Origin of the sequence: Paraburkholderia sp. BR10936 (assembly GCF_040965735.1) — a bacterium.
GTDB lineage: Bacteria > Pseudomonadota > Gammaproteobacteria > Burkholderiales > Burkholderiaceae > Paraburkholderia > Paraburkholderia nodosa_A.
This window is the reverse complement of sequence record NZ_JBFRCM010000007.1, coordinates 112,296-128,193: the sequence shown is the minus strand read 5'-3', so window position 1 is coordinate 128,193 and position 15,898 is coordinate 112,296. Positions and strand designations below refer to the sequence as shown.

Here is a 15,898-nt window from a genome sequence, read left to right as displayed (position 1 = left end):
ACGTTCGCCCTCGTCGATTGGCTGCCGCCAGACGGCGGGTTCAGCGGATACCGCGCGCCGGACGCACCGGCGCCACGATCGCGAAGGCGCGTACGAGGGGCGCACAGCCGCGCGTCATGCGCCGAAATGCGCGAGCAGAATGAGCGTCACGGTCACGACGATGGCGCCGCCAATGCGCGTGGCGATCTGCGCGAACGGCATGAGCTGCATGCGGTTCGCGGCGGTGAGGATCGCCACGTCGCCGGTGCCGCCCTGGCCGCTGTGGCACGCGTTCACGATTGCGGTGTCGATAGGGTACATCTTCATCAGGCGGCCCACCACGAAGCCCGTGCCCATCAGCGTAACGACGGTCGCGGCGATCGTCACGACATTGACGAGCGTGAACGCGGCCATGAGCTTGTCCCACGGCGTCATCGCCACGCCGATCGCGAACAGCAGCGGATAGGTGACCGCAGTCGAGAAGAACTTGTAGACCACGAACGCGCCTTCCTGCAGCGGCGGCGAAACCGCGCGCGCGAGCTTCACGAGCACGGCGAGGAACAGCATCGCCACCGGCGCGGGCAGGCCGAACAGCTTGTTCGCCATCAGGCCGATGAGGTACAGCGTGATCGCGGTGATGCCGGCAGCCGCGATGTGGCTCACGTCCACGTGGCCGCGAGCTTCATCGTTCGACGACGCCAGTTCGTCGCTCGCGCCGACTTGCAGACGGCCGTTGCCGGTGAGATGCGGCATACGCTTGCCCAGCATGTCGAGCATGCCCGAGAGGATGATCGCCATGAGGCTGCCGAGCATCACGGGAGGCAAAACCTGCGCGAACAGGTCGCCTTGCGCGACGTGCATGATTTCCGAATAGCCCACGGAAAGCGGAATCGCGCCTTCGCCCACGCCGCCGGCCATGATCGGCACGACGATGTAGAGCAGCGTGTGCTTGACGCCGAGACCGAGCGCCGCGCCGACCGCGGTGCCCACGATGGTCGCCGCCACCGTGCCGGCCGCAAGCGGAATGAAGATCTTCAGGAAGCCTTGAATCAGCACGCGCCGGTCCATGCTGAGAATACTGCCGACGATGATCGAGGCGATGAAGAGATAGAGGAAGTTGGTCTGCTTCGTGAACTCGACCGTGAGGTGCTGCACGGGCTGGGGCAGCACGTGGTAGTACACGAGCGCCGAGGGCACGAAGGTCGCGAGAATCGCCGCCGCGCCGATATTGCGCAGCAGCGGCAGGCGCTTGCCGAGTTCGGCGCACGTGAAGCCGCAGAAAGCGAGCACGGCGATCGCCATCGAGATCTCGCCGGGCACCTTGCCGGTGACCGCGAAGCCCGCGATCAGCGCAAACAGGATCACGTAGATCGGCAGCGGAATGATGCCGATGCGAATTTCCATCAGCTTCCACCAGCCTTCGGGCCAGAAGCGGGTTTGCGTTGTTTGGGATGACTCGGGGACCGCCTGGTTGACCTGCGAGGCGGCGGATACGGATGCACTGTTCTGCACGGGATGTCTCCTTCGTTTTCGCGACCGGACTGCGTCGCATCTCCGGTGCTTGTTTAATGAGGGCTGCGGGCTATTAGGGATAGGCCGTCGGAGCTCTATAAAGCAGTAGCCGTGCCAGCGCGCATCGACGTCTGGAACAATCCGCAACACATTGATTTCTTTGCCATTTTCCGGAACGCCACTCGGCTCGAATCCGCCATCGATCCGAGATTTCAGAATCGGCTCGAGCCGGAGGCCGAAATCTCGGCCTGCCTCGACCCGACCGTTGAGTGTATGGCAAGAGTGAGTTTCAGAATTCGCTCTGGAACGGCGCCGATCGTTGGCAGAAGATGGATCACCGCAATGTGAGGAGTGAGCCATGAAGATCGTCTTGCCAGGATGCGCCGTCGTTTGCGCCGCGGCGCTATGGAGTGCCGGCGCGCTGGCCGCGCCGCCGGGTTCGGCCTACCAGACGCCTGTGCAGTTATCGAGCGGAAGGAATCTGCTTTGCAGCGTGAACGCATCACAGCCTGCCGGCGAAGCGGCCGCGCTCTCGCGTCGCGAGCAGGTGGAAGCCGATGTCCTCGCCACGCAGCCTTTGAGGCTCGTGAGCGGACCGGCATCGCCTTATCCCTCGGCCTATACGGCGCCGAGCGTTGCCTGCGTGGACGCGGGTTGATGCCGCAGAAAGCACCGCGGGGCTCGATTCGCCTGACGAATCGAGCCCCGCGTGCTACGAAGTTGAGTGAGAAGACCGATCAGAAGCGCGTGCGCACGCCCGTCGTCACTTCGACCTGGTTGGTCGCACCGAAGGTCGTGCCCACCGTGTAGCCGCCGTGCAGCTTCATGTAGTCGCCTGCCAGATACACTTCGGTGCGCTTGGACAGGTGATAGAAGATCGAGCCGTAGAGCGTTTCCTTGAAGCCGTTGTGCAGCCCGCTCGTGGGATCGAATGCGCCGATGTTGGCGTTCGGAATATTGCCATCGACGTTATACGCGGCGTTGTGCGTGCGCATTTGCTGGTAGCCGAGTTCGTAGTCGAGCGCGCCCTTCGGCACGAGCTTGAACGAGACCGTCCACGCATTGTCCTGACGCTGGCCGAGCGCCCCCTGATTGCCCCAGTAGCGGAAGTAGCCCGCATTGGCGCGCACGATGCCGATCGTGTAGTTGCCGCCAACCGAGAACGCCTGGTTCGTGTTGCCGTCGCGGTTCACGTGGTTATAGAAGGTCGAGGCCGTCCACGTCGGGGCGTTGTAGCCGAGTGCGAACTGATAGTTCGCGTTATTGCCGAAGCTCGTCGAATTGCCGAAAGCGTAGCCCGCTGCCGCGTAAATACCGTTATCGAAGACCTTCTTCCACGCGAGGCCGTTTTCGTAACGGGTGCCCGTTGCGCTCGCCGCGTAGAAAATCATCTGCTTGAAGTTGTTCGCGTTGGTCCAGCCGCCCTCTTCCGTCGTGAGCTTCGCGTTGCCGTACGGGTCGCCGTAGATGGCCGCGGCGTCACGCGCGATGGTGTTCTGGAAGCCCGCCGTGAGCTTGCCGAAGCGCTCGTCTTCCACGCCGACCCAGGCGTCACGGTCGAAGATCTGGCCCGGGTCTTCCATCTGGCCATCGCTCGCGCGGTATTCGCTTTCGAGCCGGAAGATCACCTTCGTGCCGCCGCCGATGTCTTCGGCGCCCTTCAAGCCCCAGCGGCTGCCGCTGAACCACGGTTCGCCGGCAATGCCCATGCCGATCACGTGGTTGCCGTTGGCGTCCGCGTGCGATTGATAGGTGGGGACGCTCAGGTCGATGAGGCCGTAGAGTTGAACGCTCGATTGCGCGTGTGCGCCGCTCGCTGCGAGTGCGCCGAAGGTCGCGCCTACGGCAGCGACAGCAAGTTGTTTTCTCTTCAAGATCGTCTCCAGGGGTTGCTTCGTTGGAAGTTTTCATGGACCCGCTGCCATCACTCGCCGGTTTCGGCGAGCCGTGTGAATCAGCGGGTGAGACGAATAGTAGAGAGGTGAATCCTTCGCGATTCTTTCACGAACGATGGGTATTCCTAAGTAGATCCACTAATACCGTAAATAAAGCCGGCCTGCTCAGGCCGCCACCGCCTCTTTCACGCGAAGGATGTAGCCGAGGCCGCGCAGCGTGGTGATCTGCACGCTCGATTCCGCCAGATGCTTGCGCAGGCGATGGATGTAGATGTCGATCGCGTCCACGCTCGGTTCGTCGCTCAGGCTGCAGATGCGATCCAGCAGCGCCTGCTTCGGCACAGCCTTGCCCTGGCGCAGCATGAGTGCTTCGAGGATGGAGTGCTCGCGCCGGCGCAGGGTGAGCGGTGCATCCTTGTGGCGAAACTCGCGCGTGTCGCAAACGTACTGCAGGTCGCCGCAGGTCAGCCAGCCCGACTTCTCGCCAGTCTGCCGCCGTATCAGCGCCTTGATGCGCGCAACCAGTTCGCGGCTGTCGAACGGCTTGACCACGTAGTCGTCGGCGCCCGCGCCGAAACACGCCACCTTGTCGTCTATCGAGCCATGCGCGGTCAGCATGAGCACGGGCACGTTGTTGCGCCTGCGCCGCAAACGATTGAGCACGTCCTTGCCGCTCAGTCGCGGCAGGCGCATGTCGAGAAGCACGAGGTCATAGCTCTGCGTGAGCAGCACAGAGTCCGCGGCTTCTCCATCGGCCACGCAGTCCACCGTGAAATTCTCGGCGCGCAGCAGGTTGACGATCCAGTGCGCGAGTTCGGCGTTGTCTTCTACGAGCAGCAGCTTCATGGTCCTTCTTACCCTCCTCATCCGGGCCAGACGGGCAAACGCACCGTCGCGACCAGACCCACCCGCTCGGCCCCCGCGGCAACGCTCACCGAGCCGCCGTGCGAGCGCGCGACCTGATGCACGATGGCGAGACCGAGCCCCGTGCCGTCGGTATCCGCCGCGACGCGATAGAAGCGCTCGAACACGTGCGCACGGGCCTCGGCTGGAATGCCGGGGCCGTTGTCCACCACCTGCAGCATGACCTGCTCCCCTTCGCTGCGGCACACGGCCGTCACGCGGCCGCCCTTGTGCGTATAGCGGATGGCGTTGTCGATCAGGTTGGACACGAGCGAGGCCAGCAGGCCAGTGTTGCCCGCCACGTGCACGTCGTCGTCGAGTTCCGCGCCGAGATCGATGCCGCGCCGCTCCGCCGCCTGGACCATCTCTTCGAGCACGGAAGACACGACCTCGGTGAGATCGACGCGCGTCTGGCTCGGCGACGATTGCGTCATCGATTCCGCCTGTGCGAGCACGAGCAGTTGATTCGTCAACTCCGCCATTTTCTGGCTGGTGCGGCGCACACCTTTGAGTGCGTCGAAAAGCGCGGGATCGTTCGCGTCGCACTGACTCGCGAATTGCGTTTGCGTGGTGAGCAGCGTGAGCGGCGTGCGCAGCTGGTGCGCCGCGTCGGCGATGAACTGCCGCTGCATGGCGGCATGCACCTTGAGCCGCGCGATGCACTGGTTGATCGCCTCGACAATCGGCCTCAGTTCCGATGGCAGATGATCCGGGCGGATCGGCTCCAGTTGCACGGGCTCGCGGTCCGCGACGTCGTCCTTGAGCTTCATGAGCGGCCGCAGCTCGAGCGTAAGCCCGAGCGGCACGAGCAGCGCGACGAGTGCCAGCATGAACCACTGGCGTGCGAGTTGCGGCCTCCACAAGGCGTTGATCATCGCCTCGCGCGACGCGATCGTCTTGCCGACGATCACCATGACGCGTTCGGCCCGGCCCGAGTCGTAGAGCATGCGCTCGTAGGCCACGGCGCGAATCGGCAATCCCGCATACGTGGTGTCGTAGAACACAGGCACCTCGGCGGTGTTCGCGCGCGGCAATGGCAAGTCCGGCGCGCCGCCCAGCAAGCGGCCATTGCCGGCGAGCACCTTGTAGAACACATGATCCTGCCACGGCGATTCGAACAGTTCCAACGCCGCTGGCGGGATCGTCGCTCTGAGGGAGCCGTTGTCCCAGTCGACGTCTTCGATGATCGTGCGCGCCGAATCCAGCAGCGAGTGGTCCTGCACGAGATCCGCGGTCTGCCGCGCGGCATCGTACGACTCGCAGCTCGTCACAACGACAAACGCGGCGAGCGGCACCAGCAGCCACAACAGCAACCGCCCACGCAGGCTATGCACCATGTCGCGCTCTCTCAGATACCGGACCGCCAGACGGCGAGCGCAGGACGGCAGCTCCGGACCTGCTTCATTTCGCGCTGACGAATTCGTTCGTGTAGGTGCCGGACAGATCCACGTGCTTGCCCTTCACCGAGGGATTAAAACTGGAGAGCACCTTCAGTACGGTCGCCGGACCGTCGGCGGGCATCTTGCCGTCTGCGGTGTACATCGGCAGCGAGGCCTTGAGTGCGCTCACATAAAGCGCCTTGTCCTTTTGATAGTCGGCCGGCATTTGCGCGGCGATTTCCTCGGCGCTGTGCGTGTGAATGAATTGCATGGTGCGCACGAACGCGTGCGCGAGCTTCACCGCCTGAGCCTTGTGCGACTGGGCCCATGCGTCCTGCACGTAAAGGCTTGCGGCGGGATAGGTGCCGCCGAGCGCGGCGCGCGTGCCTTCGACCGTGCGCATATCGACGAGCACCTTTGCATCGCCGGCTTTTTGCAGCGCCGATACGGTCGGCTCGGTCGTCATGCCCGCGTCGATGCGCCCCTGCTTGATGGCCGCGATGAAGCTCGCGTCCGCGCCCACCGGCAACATGGTGTAGGCGCTGGAGGCGATGCCATGCTGGCTCGCCAGATACTGCGTGAGAAAACTGGTCGAGGACCCAAGGCCCGTCACGCCGAGCGTCTTGCCTTTGACGTCGGCCATCGACTTGATCGTGCCCGCCGCTTTCGACGACACCAGTTCCACTTCGCCCGGCACCTGGCCGAACACGACGATCGCCTTGACGTCCTTACCCTTGGTCTGCAGGTCGATAGTGTGATCGTAGAAGCCGACCACGGCCTGCACCGCGCCTGCGAGCAGTTCGTTCTCCGCATCCACGCCCGCGGGTTGCGAAAGCAACTCGACGTTCAGCCCTTCGTCGCGGAAATAGCCCAGTTGTTCGGTGAGGCGCGCGGGCAGGTAAATGAGCTTCGTGATACCGCCGACCATGATGGTGATCTTCTCGCCGGCATCGTCGGCGGCATGCGCGCCTTGAAGCGCCATGGCAAACAGCAGGCCACCAGCGAGTGCGACTCGACGCAGCGCGCCAAAACTCAATTGCATTGATTGTCTCCGTCGGGATAGGCCGGTGGCGCGATGCTCGCCACTTCGATCGTTTCGGGGATTCTAGTGATTCAAACCCTTCCCGAAGCTTTCGCGGGTCACGCGGATTTATACGGGATTTCCATGAGCGACGGTGTTATTTATGCTTTTAATTATTCTGAATAGAAATGGCTTTTATTCAGAATAACGACTGCGGCGCAGTCGATTCAAACAGGATTACTGATCGATTTGGTGCAAAGCTGAGAGACCCGGTTCGAGAGTCTCTGCCAAGGGAAATACCGGCCGGGGTTATTGCGGCAGTGCGCCCTTCATGACGCGCACCACGTCGCGGGGCTCACTTCCTGGCCTGCCGACCAGCGAGTCGTCACAGAACGCGCTGGACGGCCCGGGCGGAATCTGTGATGTCCTGCCCGAAACCGGCGACCGTGTTGCAGCCCGCCAAAGCGGTCAAAGCGCCGATCATCGATACCGCCGCCAGAATCCGTCCGATCATGTTCAACTTCCTCGAGCAAGGCGCCAACGCCAGTTATTCGCTTTGGGCTGCCGTATGGCGCGATGACGAATCTGATCGAAGCGGGAGCCGATCCGTCCATTGCCGACCCGCAAGGCCGCGATAGCATGGCGATCGCGCGCGAACGCAAGCTGCCGGCGGGTATCATTGAAAAGCTCGAGTCGCTGCAGCGCAAACTGCCTGGGCGTCGCCATTGATCCGCCAGCTTCCAGTCATTTCGACGCCTGCGACGCGTAACACAACCACGTAACACAACCACGCAACACAACGGGCCCTCTCGTCAATGCGCATTTTCGGAATCAGCCTTTACGTCATCATCGCGCTGCTTTTTGCAGTGCACGCGATCCGCAACCAGCAGAACATGTACTGGCTGCTGATCCTGTTTCTTTTCCCCGGGCTTGGCAGCCTCGTCTACTTCTTCGTCATTTATCTGCCGAGCCTGCGCCAGTCGCGCGGGGCGAGGGCAACAGGCCGGGCCATCTCGCAACTGGTCGACCCCAACCGCGCCGTGCGCGAAGCGCGCAACGATTTCGACCGCGCGCCGACCGTCGCGCACCGTATGCGCCTGGGCGCTGCGCTGCTCGACGCGGGCAACGCCGTCGAAGCGCTGCAGCACTACCAGGCGGCGGCCACCGGGCCGTTCGCATCCGATCCCGCGTTGCTCGAAGGTCTCGCACGCGCGCAGTTTGCCAATGGCAATACCGTAGCCACGCAGGAGACGCTGGAAAAGCTGTTCGCCCTCCAGCCTGTCGCCCGCCAGCAGCCGGATCCCTCCTTGTTGTATGCACGGGCGCTCGCCGCGAATGGCGCAGCGGGCACCCGCGCCGCGTTCGAAGCCGCGCTCTCGTGCGCGAGCGACGCCGCTCCGCGTTGTCTCTTCGCCGACTGGCTGGCAAAGCAGCCCGGTGACGCCGATCGCCAGCGCTCGCGCGAGCTTTACGCCGAGATCGTGCACGACGCGAAGCACTGGCCGCGTCACGCCCGCGAGCACAATGGCGAGTGGCTGCAACGGGCTCAGGCCGCGTTGAGCCGATAGCGTGCCGAGCAGCGCCGCGGTGTCATGGTGTGCGCCGGTCATCGCGCCTGGAATCGATATGACATGACCTGCCGGATGCGTTCAGTCCGGCGTGTGCGCGTCCATGCGCGCGCACATGCGCCGGTAGGCGGCCGGCGTCATGCGGTACGCGCGGCGAAACCAGCGGCCGAGATGGCTCTGGTCGGCGAAACCCACTTCAGCCGCGACCCGCGCCGGCGTGTGGCCCGCCGCCAGGAGCCTGCGCGCGGCGCGCAGGCGCAAGCGCACCAGGTACGCATGGGGCGACGTGCCGAATTCGCGCTGGAACAGGCGCGTCAGACGAAACCGGTCGATGCCCGAGCTATCGACGAGTTCGTCGAGCCCGATGTTCGCGCTCATGTGTTCGTGCAGCAGGTCGCGCACACGGGCAAGGGCGGGCGAAGCGGGGCGCGCCGCTGCGGTCGTATCGAGCAGATGGCCGCCCAGGCGCTCCAGCAAGCAGTCGAGCGCCTCGTCGCGCGCGAGCCGGCCTTCCTCGCCGTATAGCGCAAGAAACGCACGGCGGATCGACTCGGTCAGGCGCGGGTCGTCAACGAGCGTCTGGCCGAAAGCGGCCGCCACGCCGCCCAGGCCCGCGATGTTCAGCCTGCGCGCCGCACGCTCGACCCACGGCTGCGGCAGGTACAGCATCGCGTAGGTGAAGCCGCCCGGTTCGGGCGCGTGGCCGTCGTGCAGCGCGCCCGGTTCGATCAGGATCGCGCGGCCCGGCACGCTCGTATGCAGCGACCGGTGACACTGAAAGCGCTGCACCCCCTGCTCCGTATAGCCGATCAGCATGTCGTCGTGATCGTGGGGATCGTAAGCGTGGCCGCTGAAATGCGCGCGCAGACTCTCGATGCCCGTCTGCGCATCGCGCCGCGCGACGAGCCAGTGATCGTTCCGGCCCTCAGTCACCGTGGCGTTCGTCATGGCAAGCCTGGCTCCTCGTTCCCGATTCCTTTCCCAAGGGGACGAGTGTACGCCGGCCATGCGCGGATGACAGAACGTGGCCTCGTCGGCGTGATCGGCGCCGGCTCTCGATCATCGGGTTCAATCGTCGAACTCGCCGGCCTGCAGCGCTTCGTCGAAATCCGTGATCCACGGGGCGAAGTGATCGGTGTCGTAGGTGGCCGTCTTGCCGTTGGCGATCCGTGTGACGGATACCTGGCGAATCGCCGCGCGCTCACCGCCGGCAGCGGTTTTCTCGTTGTCCGAGATCCGGAACTCGCCCAGGTCGAGCCCCCGGCTCGCGAGCACAGCCTTGACGTCTTCCTGCTCATCCCAGGAAAACTCGGCGAAGTCGTGGGCTGTCATGTTCGTCTCCTCCAGGGCGTCATCACGGACTGCACGGCGCGACGGGCAATCCCTCGGCCTTCCAGCGCAACATGCCGCCAGCGAGATTGGCCACCTTGCCGAAGCCCGCCTTGGTCAGCAATACGCTTGCCTGCGCGGAGCGCACGCCGGAGCGGCACACGGCCACGACCGGCCGATCGCGATCGAGCTCGTCGATGCGCGACATCAGTTGCGAGAGCGGCACGAGTTTCGCATCGGGCAGATGGCCGAGATGGTCGATGAACTCGGGCGCCTCGCGCACGTCGACGATCTGCAGCGCCGCCGCTTGCTCCAGCAGCGCCATGGGCTCGATTTCCCATACGCCGCTGAAGCGCAGCGTGAGCGGCGCCCAGTCGGGCGTTTCCTGGATCGGCGCGTCGCCTTCCGGCTTGCCGCAGCGCAGGTTGGCGGGCACCGCGACGGCCATCTGCTTGGGGTGCGGCAAATTCAGGTTGTGCATGTAGCCCGCGAAGTCGCCGAGATCGACGTCGCCGCCCAGGCGCGGATTGAAGCGCCTCTCCTCCGCCACGCTCGTGACCGTGATGCCGCGATAGTCGTGCGCCGGGTAGAGCAGGCAGTCGTCGGGCAGCGTGAGAATCTGCTCGCGCACGGAAGTGAACAGCTGCTCCGCGCTCCCGCCCTGAAAATCGGTGCGGCCGCAGCCGCGTATCAGCAGGCTGTCGCCGGTAAAGGCCATGCTCGCGTCGTCGAGGACGTAGGTCAGACAGCCGCTGGTGTGACCAGGCGTGGCCCGCACTTCCAGATACCGTTTGCCGAAGGCGATGCGATCGCCGTGCCGCAGCGGACGGTTCACGCCCTCGGCGCCCACCGCGTCGGCGAGCGCGATCTGGCTCCCGCTGCGCTCGCGCAAACGCCACGCGCCCGTGACATGATCGGCGTGCACATGGGTATCGAGCGTCGCCTGCAGGCGCAAGCCCAGCTCCCGCAGCAGCGCGAGGTCGCGCGGCACCTGCTCGTAGACCGGGTCGATCAGGAGCGCCTCGCCGCTTTCGGGGTCGCCGAGCAGGTAGGTATAGGTAGACGATACGGGGTCGAAAAGCTGGCGAAAGATCATCGCGGCTCTCTGCGAAAACAAACGCGTGGTTCGCTTTCCAGTATGCCGCATCCGGTATCGGCCCGGCGGCTCCACGTGCGCGATCTACCCGCGTTTGTTCGGCAGAGAACCAAAGAGCCGCAAGGTCGCTCGCCGCGATGCGGCTCATCGATTGCCATTGCCCGGCTCACCCCTGTGCTGCGGGGCGAGCCGTGGGCAGTGACGTGCATTGTTGGCGATCAGTTACCCGTGCGCAACGTCCAGACCGTTGCCGCGTTGGTAGTGTCGTCGACGGCGGCGAACTGCGAGTGGTGCTGGCTGTCCATGCCAAATGCGAGCCCGAACGCGGAACCCGTCGTGGGATCGACCGACATCTGCGCGACGAACTGGCCTTCCACGGTGAATTCGACGATCTCGCTGGGCTGTTGCACGTCGGCGTTCACGGCGTCGCCATTGGCCGTGACGAGATGCCCGTTGGGCGCGAGCGCAAGGGCAAGCGGTCCGTGCAGGTGGGTATTGTCCTGATAGATCAGCCGCCCCACTCCGCCGCTATGATTCGCACCCGCCGCGCCGTAGATGGCGAACACCGCGTTGTCGCCTGTCGAGGCGACGTAGAGCACGTCGTGCTGGCCATCATAGGCGAGGCCCGTCGGGCCGACGACCAGCGCAGCCGGATCGGTGCGATGCATGTAGCCCGAAGCGACGATGGTCGAGGAGGGCAACTCCTTCACGCCGTCCTCGCCGATCGCAAGGTCTATCCGGGCGACGGTGCCGTCGAGCACGTCCGAGACGAAGACCTTCACGATTTGGCCGCCGTCGAGCACGGTGAGGTCCCAGGGGCCGTCGAGCAGCCGCGCATCTTTCAGTTCCTTGACGAGCCGGCCCTGCGGATTGATGACGAGAAGCGAGCCCGGCGCGATGACGTCCTTGCCGTTCGTGGTCGGCACGTTGCCCACCAGTACGAAGCCGCTTCGCAGCACGGCGAGCGCCGTCGTGAGACCAAGGTTGGCGCCCTGGAAGAAGGTCACTGGCGGGCTATTCGGAACGAGCTTCACGATCGTCGTGCCGGTGCCTTGCAGATTCGATTTCGCGTTGAAGTTGGACACCACCACGTCACCGGGCTTGAGCGTACTCCATGAGGGCACGCCGAACGGTACGAATGCGATGCCGTACGGATTGACGTCGCCATTGGACGGCACGGTCGATGAAGTCGCAAAGGCCGGCGGCAGGATCGCCTGCAGGCCGTCGGCGCGCACGGTCCCAAGCGTCAGGGCGAAGAGCCCGGCGCCCAATGCGAGATGACGCAGTCGCGGCACGAACGCCGCCCGGTTCCGGCCGAAGTATGAACGACATGCAGACAACGAGCGGGAAACTTTCATCTGACACCTCCTTCTCGCGGGGACGGTCCGGACGCCAAGACGACTCGCGCGGCCAGTGAACGCACCATGCTTCGCGCGCCCCGCGTTTTGCGTAAACGATCCAGCGGCGAGGCTATTCCGCTAGTCGCGCTTCAACGCTTTGCCATTCCGATTTTCGCTTTTGGCGAAACCGCAGGCGCCGAAAGCTGCTCCACCAGAAAATCCACGAACGCCCGCACCCGCGACGTCAAATAACGTGCGTGCGGATACAGCAGGATGAACGGCCGGGTACGCCCTCCCTCCTCTCGCAGCACTTCCACGAGCCGGCCTTCGCGCAGGTCGTCGGCGACGACGAAGCGATACGTCTGGAACAGCCCCGCTCCCGCGCGCGCGAGCGTTACGCCGGCGAGCGCGTCGCCCGACGTTCCGTAACTTCCGCTCGTGATCACGTCGCCATCTTCATTGGCATTGCCGTCGAACGTCCAGGCAAGATGGCGCCCACTACTTGGCAGTTCGAACTGTATGCATTCGTGCGACTGCAGATCCGCCACGGTCTTCGGCACGCCCGCGCGCTTCAGATAGGCGGGCGTGGCCACCACCACCATCTCCGCGTCTTCGAGCTTGCGCGCCACCAGGTTGGAATCGGCGGGCGCGCGCCCGCGGATCGCCAGGTCGAAGCCTTCGTCGGCGAAGTCGATGTTGCGGTTGCTCAGATGCGTGTCGACCAGCACCTCCGGATAGCGCTCGCGAAACGCCGGCAAGAGCGGCAGCACGCGATAGTGCCCGTAGGGCGTGGGCATGCTGATGCGCAGCACGCCAGCCGGCGTGGTCTGTTCGCCCGTGACTTCGCGCTCCGCGTCCACGAGTTGCGAGAGCGCCTGGCGGCACTGCTCGAAGTAGCGCCGCCCCGCATCGGTCAGGCGAATCTGGCGCGTCGTGCGCACGAACAGGCGCACGCCGAGCCGCTCTTCGAGCCGCGCCACGGACCGGCTCACCGCGGCGGGCGTGACGCTCGCCGCATTGGCCGCCAGCGTGAAGCTGCCCAGCTCCGCCGCCTGGCAGAACAGTTCGATGCTGCCCAGCAGCAGATCGTCGAATTTGCGTTGCATGCCCTTTTCTCCTGATGGCTCCAGCTCGCGCCAGATGCTTTAGTTCTATTCTGATGCGTCCAACATGAGGCGAATACGCATCGCCACTCGAGGAGAACATGGTGTCCGTCGAACCTCTGCCTGCCTGAAGCCGTCTTTGCCGCCGCCTAAAGGAACATCGGCACGCGCATCCATCGCGCGTGCCGATGTTCCCGTTTGCGTCGATCAAATGCCGCTCAAGCCCATACCGACTGCAGCCGTGCGATGCTCTCGCGCGTCTCGCGCTCCAGTTGCGCCACCAGCTCCGCCGCCGGCAACGCGCGCGCGAGCGGCGCGGCCTGGCCCGCCCACTGCGCGCCGTAGCCGAATTCACCCCTGGCCTTCGCAGCCGCGATCAGCGCCTTGCCCGCGTCGTACGTGATCGGATAAGACGGAACGCGCGGCGCCTTCGGGTCCTCGCCAAGCGCGGTGAAGCGATTGACGATGCTGCGCGCAAGCCGCCCCGAGATTGCCGAGGTGAACGTCGTATGGCGTGCGGGGTCGCCGAGCAAGGCGGCGCGATAGCCTTCGTCGGCCGCGCTCTCCGGGCAGGCCACGAACGCCGTGCCCAGTTGCGCCGCCTGCGCGCCCAGCGCGAGCGCGGCCGCGATGCCCGCGCCGTCCATGATGCCGCCCGCCGCAATCACGGGCACGTCGAATTCGCTCACCAGCAGGCGCGTGAGCGCGAACGTGCCGAGGCCGTCGTCGCGGGCGTTCTGATCGAACACGCCGCGATGGCCGCCCGCCTCCACACCCTGCGCGACGATCGCATCCACGCCCGCCTCCACCGCTGCGGCCGCTTCGTCGAGACTCGTTGCGCTCGCAAACAACCGGACGCCCGCGTGCTTGAGCTCGGCGATCACCGCATCGGGCGGCAGGCCGAAATGGAAGCTCACCACGGCCGGCTTCTCTTCGAGCAGCATGGACTGCATGGCCTTGTCGACGACGAAGCTCATGTAGATCTCCGAGAGCGAGGCAGGCGGCTTCGCGCCGTATTGCTCGAACACCGGCGCGAGCCAGTCGAGCCACGCGCGCTCCACGGCCGCGTCGGGCGTGGCCGGGCGATGGCAGAACACGTTGACGTTGAACGGCTTCGCCGTCAGCTCGCGCGTCTGGTGGATCGCGCGACGCGCGTTCTCCGCGTTCATCGCGGCCACGCCCAGCGAACCGAGCGCGCCCGCATTCGACACGGCGGCGGCCAGCGCCGGCGTGGTAGTGCCCGCCATGGGCGCCTGGATGATCGGCTTCTGAATGCCGAGCGAGCGCAGCAACGCCCGCTGGTCCACTTGAGTGCCCATGTTGCGTTCCCTCCGGATCCGTTCCCGTTTCAAGCGTGAGCGCGGCGCTGCGCCCAGTGCGCGAGTCCGCCGCATGCGACCAGCAGCGCGCCGGTCGCGAAGAACACGGCGTGCAGACCGAAGTGAACGCCGACCACGCCGCCGATCACCGGCCCCACCACCTGGCCGCTGAATTGCGCCGACTGCAAATAGCCGAGCATGCGGCCGGTTTTGCTTTCGTCTACCGACTGCCGCGCGAGCTTGCCGATGGAAGGCAAGAGCCCCGCGAGCGTCATGCCCATCACCACGCGCAGGCCCGCGAGCTGCCACCAGTGTGTGACGAACGCTTGCGGCACCATCGCGAGCCCGGTGAGCACGAGGCAGGCGACGATCACGCGCCAGCTCCCGAAGCGGTCGGCCAGTGCGCCGAGGCGCGCCGCCGTGAGCATGCTGCCAAGCGCCGAGCATGCCATGACCACGCCCGCCACGCGCGCGAGATGCGCCGCGCCCACGCCCAGACTGCCGATATACACCGTGATGACGGGCTCGATCGACATGTTGGCGAGCAGCACCATCATCGCGGTCACGAGCAGCGCGGCCACCACCGCATAGTCGGGGCGGCGCGCACCGCTGCCCGAACCGGCCGCCGCGTTGCTTGCGTGCGGTTTCGCGTCGCTTTCTGGATGAAACTCTTCCTTCACGACGAAGATGGTCAGGAGCGCCGCCACGGCGATCATCGCGCCGCCGGCGAAAAAGGTACCGCGAATGCCGATCCAGCCGGGCAGCACGCCGCCCACCAGCGGCCCGACGAGATTGCCCGCGAGCGCGCCCGTGGAAAGAATGCCGAGCGCCCAGCCCGCGCGCTCGCGCGGCGCCTGGGTGCCGACCATCACCGTGGAAGCCGACGCGTAGCCACCTACGAGGCCGGCGATCAGACGCAGCGCGACGAGCTCGTACACATTGTGCGCCACGCCGATCATCGACATCACCACGGCCATGCCGATGGCCGCGCGCACGAGCATGGGCTTGCGGCCATAGCGGTCGGCAAGGCGGCCCCAGATCGGGGCGGTGAGCGCCGTGCCGAGGAAGGTCGCGCCGAATGCCACGCCCGACCACTGGATCACGGCGGACTGCGAGCTCACGCCGAGCTGCCGAACGTAGAGCGGCAGGAATGGCAGCAGCATGCTGAGGCTCACGAGCGTCGTGAACGAGCCGATCACGCACACGACGAGATTGCGCCGCCAGTACTGCGCATTGCGCTCCGAATAGCCGCGCGGTTGCGGCTTTGACTGCCGCAGCGTAGCCGCGGGCGAGGAAACAGTGGTATTCACTTGGCCCTCAACGCAGAGAAGAGATCGACGAAGAGCGCGAGCCCGAACGCCGCATGGGAGCCAGTCTAGGTTAGATCGCGCAGCGAGAGAATCACCGCGATACGTAAGTCATTCTTCCGTGAGGCGAACGAATGGTGAGGACTT

The 15,898-nt window shown here is 65.3% G+C and carries 16 protein-coding genes; 3 read left to right on the top strand and 13 right to left on the bottom strand.

Features of this window, described 5'->3' with window-relative positions; genetic code table 11:
* Positions 1–114: 114 nt before the first annotated feature.
* A complete protein-coding gene (locus AB4Y36_RS17025) occupies positions 115–1,491 on the bottom strand; it encodes a 2-hydroxycarboxylate transporter family protein (RefSeq protein ID WP_368619214.1) in 1,377 nt (458 codons plus the stop codon).
* Between the two features lie 358 nt (positions 1,492–1,849).
* Between AB4Y36_RS17025 and AB4Y36_RS17020 the strand changes: the two genes are divergently transcribed.
* Positions 1,850–2,149 (top strand): hypothetical protein, encoded by a 300-nt coding sequence (locus AB4Y36_RS17020; RefSeq protein ID WP_342949446.1) that lies wholly within the window; start codon positions 1,850–1,852, stop codon positions 2,147–2,149.
* 79 nt (positions 2,150–2,228) lie between these two features.
* On the opposite strand, the gene AB4Y36_RS17015 is transcribed toward AB4Y36_RS17020, so the two are convergent.
* The 5 genes from AB4Y36_RS17015 to AB4Y36_RS16995 all read right to left on the bottom strand — a co-directional run bounded on the left by AB4Y36_RS17015 (position 2,229) and on the right by AB4Y36_RS16995 (position 7,203).
* Complete coding sequence (locus tag AB4Y36_RS17015) at positions 2,229–3,368, bottom strand: porin (protein ID WP_256094921.1); 1,140 nt, start codon at positions 3,366–3,368, stop codon at positions 2,229–2,231.
* A gap of 183 nt (positions 3,369–3,551) precedes the next feature.
* Entirely contained in the window at positions 3,552–4,232 is a 681-nt protein-coding gene (locus AB4Y36_RS17010; RefSeq protein ID WP_069266954.1) for a response regulator, read from the bottom strand.
* 17 nt (positions 4,233–4,249) lie between these two features.
* Entirely contained in the window at positions 4,250–5,626 is a 1,377-nt protein-coding gene (locus AB4Y36_RS17005) for a sensor histidine kinase (protein WP_342949445.1), read from the bottom strand.
* A gap of 64 nt (positions 5,627–5,690) precedes the next feature.
* Positions 5,691–6,710 carry an ABC transporter substrate-binding protein gene (locus AB4Y36_RS17000; protein ID WP_069266956.1) on the bottom strand — a complete coding sequence of 340 codons (1,020 nt, stop codon included), beginning with the start codon at positions 6,708–6,710 and terminating at the stop codon, positions 5,691–5,693.
* 364 nt (positions 6,711–7,074) lie between these two features.
* Complete coding sequence (locus AB4Y36_RS16995) at positions 7,075–7,203, bottom strand: hypothetical protein (protein WP_342949443.1); 129 nt, start codon at positions 7,201–7,203, stop codon at positions 7,075–7,077.
* 62 nt (positions 7,204–7,265) lie between these two features.
* Here AB4Y36_RS16995 and AB4Y36_RS16990 point away from each other — a divergent pair, with 62 nt between their 5' ends.
* Positions 7,266–7,418, top strand: coding sequence for a hypothetical protein (locus AB4Y36_RS16990; protein WP_342949442.1), 153 nt, complete (start codon positions 7,266–7,268; stop codon positions 7,416–7,418).
* 86 nt (positions 7,419–7,504) lie between these two features.
* A complete protein-coding gene (locus AB4Y36_RS16985; protein WP_368683634.1) occupies positions 7,505–8,257 on the top strand; it encodes a hypothetical protein in 753 nt (250 codons plus the stop codon).
* Positions 8,258–8,338: 81 nt separating this feature from the next.
* Here the strand turns inward: AB4Y36_RS16985 and AB4Y36_RS16980 are convergent, their stop codons facing one another.
* The 7 genes from AB4Y36_RS16980 to AB4Y36_RS16950 form a co-directional block, all read right to left on the bottom strand.
* Entirely contained in the window at positions 8,339–9,205 is an 867-nt protein-coding gene (locus tag AB4Y36_RS16980) for an AraC family transcriptional regulator (RefSeq protein WP_342949440.1), read from the bottom strand.
* A gap of 120 nt (positions 9,206–9,325) precedes the next feature.
* Positions 9,326–9,589, bottom strand: a complete 264-nt coding sequence (locus AB4Y36_RS16975; RefSeq protein WP_069266959.1) for a hypothetical protein — start codon at positions 9,587–9,589, stop codon at positions 9,326–9,328.
* A gap of 22 nt (positions 9,590–9,611) precedes the next feature.
* Positions 9,612–10,682, bottom strand: coding sequence for an MBL fold metallo-hydrolase (locus tag AB4Y36_RS16970; protein WP_368683633.1), 1,071 nt, complete (start codon positions 10,680–10,682; stop codon positions 9,612–9,614).
* A gap of 218 nt (positions 10,683–10,900) precedes the next feature.
* Complete coding sequence (locus tag AB4Y36_RS16965) at positions 10,901–12,040, bottom strand: hypothetical protein (protein WP_368683632.1); 1,140 nt, start codon at positions 12,038–12,040, stop codon at positions 10,901–10,903.
* A gap of 131 nt (positions 12,041–12,171) precedes the next feature.
* Positions 12,172–13,128 (bottom strand): LysR substrate-binding domain-containing protein, encoded by a 957-nt coding sequence (locus tag AB4Y36_RS16960; protein ID WP_368683631.1) that lies wholly within the window; start codon positions 13,126–13,128, stop codon positions 12,172–12,174.
* A gap of 215 nt (positions 13,129–13,343) precedes the next feature.
* Positions 13,344–14,444: an NAD(P)H-dependent flavin oxidoreductase gene (locus AB4Y36_RS16955; protein ID WP_368683630.1), complete on the bottom strand. Its 1,101-nt coding sequence runs from the start codon at positions 14,442–14,444 to the stop codon at positions 13,344–13,346.
* Positions 14,445–14,473: 29 nt separating this feature from the next.
* A complete protein-coding gene (locus tag AB4Y36_RS16950) occupies positions 14,474–15,754 on the bottom strand; it encodes an MFS transporter (RefSeq protein WP_342949436.1) in 1,281 nt (426 codons plus the stop codon).
* Between the last annotated feature and the right edge of the window lie 144 nt (positions 15,755–15,898).

Bases quoted from the DNA above. Each gene is read 5' to 3' on its own strand.
- AB4Y36_RS17010 (WP_069266954.1), bottom strand. From the start codon at position 4,232: ATGAAGCTGCTGCTCGTAGAAGACAACGCCGAACTCGCGCACTGGATC.
- AB4Y36_RS16995 (WP_342949443.1), bottom strand. From the start codon at position 7,203: ATGATCGGACGGATTCTGGCGGCGGTATCGATGATCGGCGCTTTGACC.
- AB4Y36_RS16965 (WP_368683632.1), bottom strand. From the start codon at position 12,040: ATGAAAGTTTCCCGCTCGTTGTCTGCATGTCGTTCATACTTCGGCCGG.
- AB4Y36_RS17005 (WP_342949445.1), bottom strand. From the start codon at position 5,626: ATGGTGCATAGCCTGCGTGGGCGGTTGCTGTTGTGGCTGCTGGTGCCG.
- AB4Y36_RS16970 (WP_368683633.1), bottom strand. From the start codon at position 10,682: ATGATCTTTCGCCAGCTTTTCGACCCCGTATCGTCTACCTATACCTAC.
- AB4Y36_RS16980 (WP_342949440.1), bottom strand. From the start codon at position 9,205: ATGACGAACGCCACGGTGACTGAGGGCCGGAACGATCACTGGCTCGTC.
- AB4Y36_RS16960 (WP_368683631.1), bottom strand. From the start codon at position 13,128: ATGCAACGCAAATTCGACGATCTGCTGCTGGGCAGCATCGAACTGTTC.
- AB4Y36_RS16955 (WP_368683630.1), bottom strand. From the start codon at position 14,444: ATGGGCACTCAAGTGGACCAGCGGGCGTTGCTGCGCTCGCTCGGCATT.
- AB4Y36_RS17020 (WP_342949446.1), top strand. From the start codon at position 1,850: ATGAAGATCGTCTTGCCAGGATGCGCCGTCGTTTGCGCCGCGGCGCTA.
- AB4Y36_RS16985 (WP_368683634.1), top strand. From the start codon at position 7,505: ATGCGCATTTTCGGAATCAGCCTTTACGTCATCATCGCGCTGCTTTTT.
- AB4Y36_RS16990 (WP_342949442.1), top strand. From the start codon at position 7,266: ATGACGAATCTGATCGAAGCGGGAGCCGATCCGTCCATTGCCGACCCG.
- AB4Y36_RS17000 (WP_069266956.1), bottom strand. From the start codon at position 6,710: ATGCAATTGAGTTTTGGCGCGCTGCGTCGAGTCGCACTCGCTGGTGGC.
- AB4Y36_RS16975 (WP_069266959.1), bottom strand. From the start codon at position 9,589: ATGACAGCCCACGACTTCGCCGAGTTTTCCTGGGATGAGCAGGAAGAC.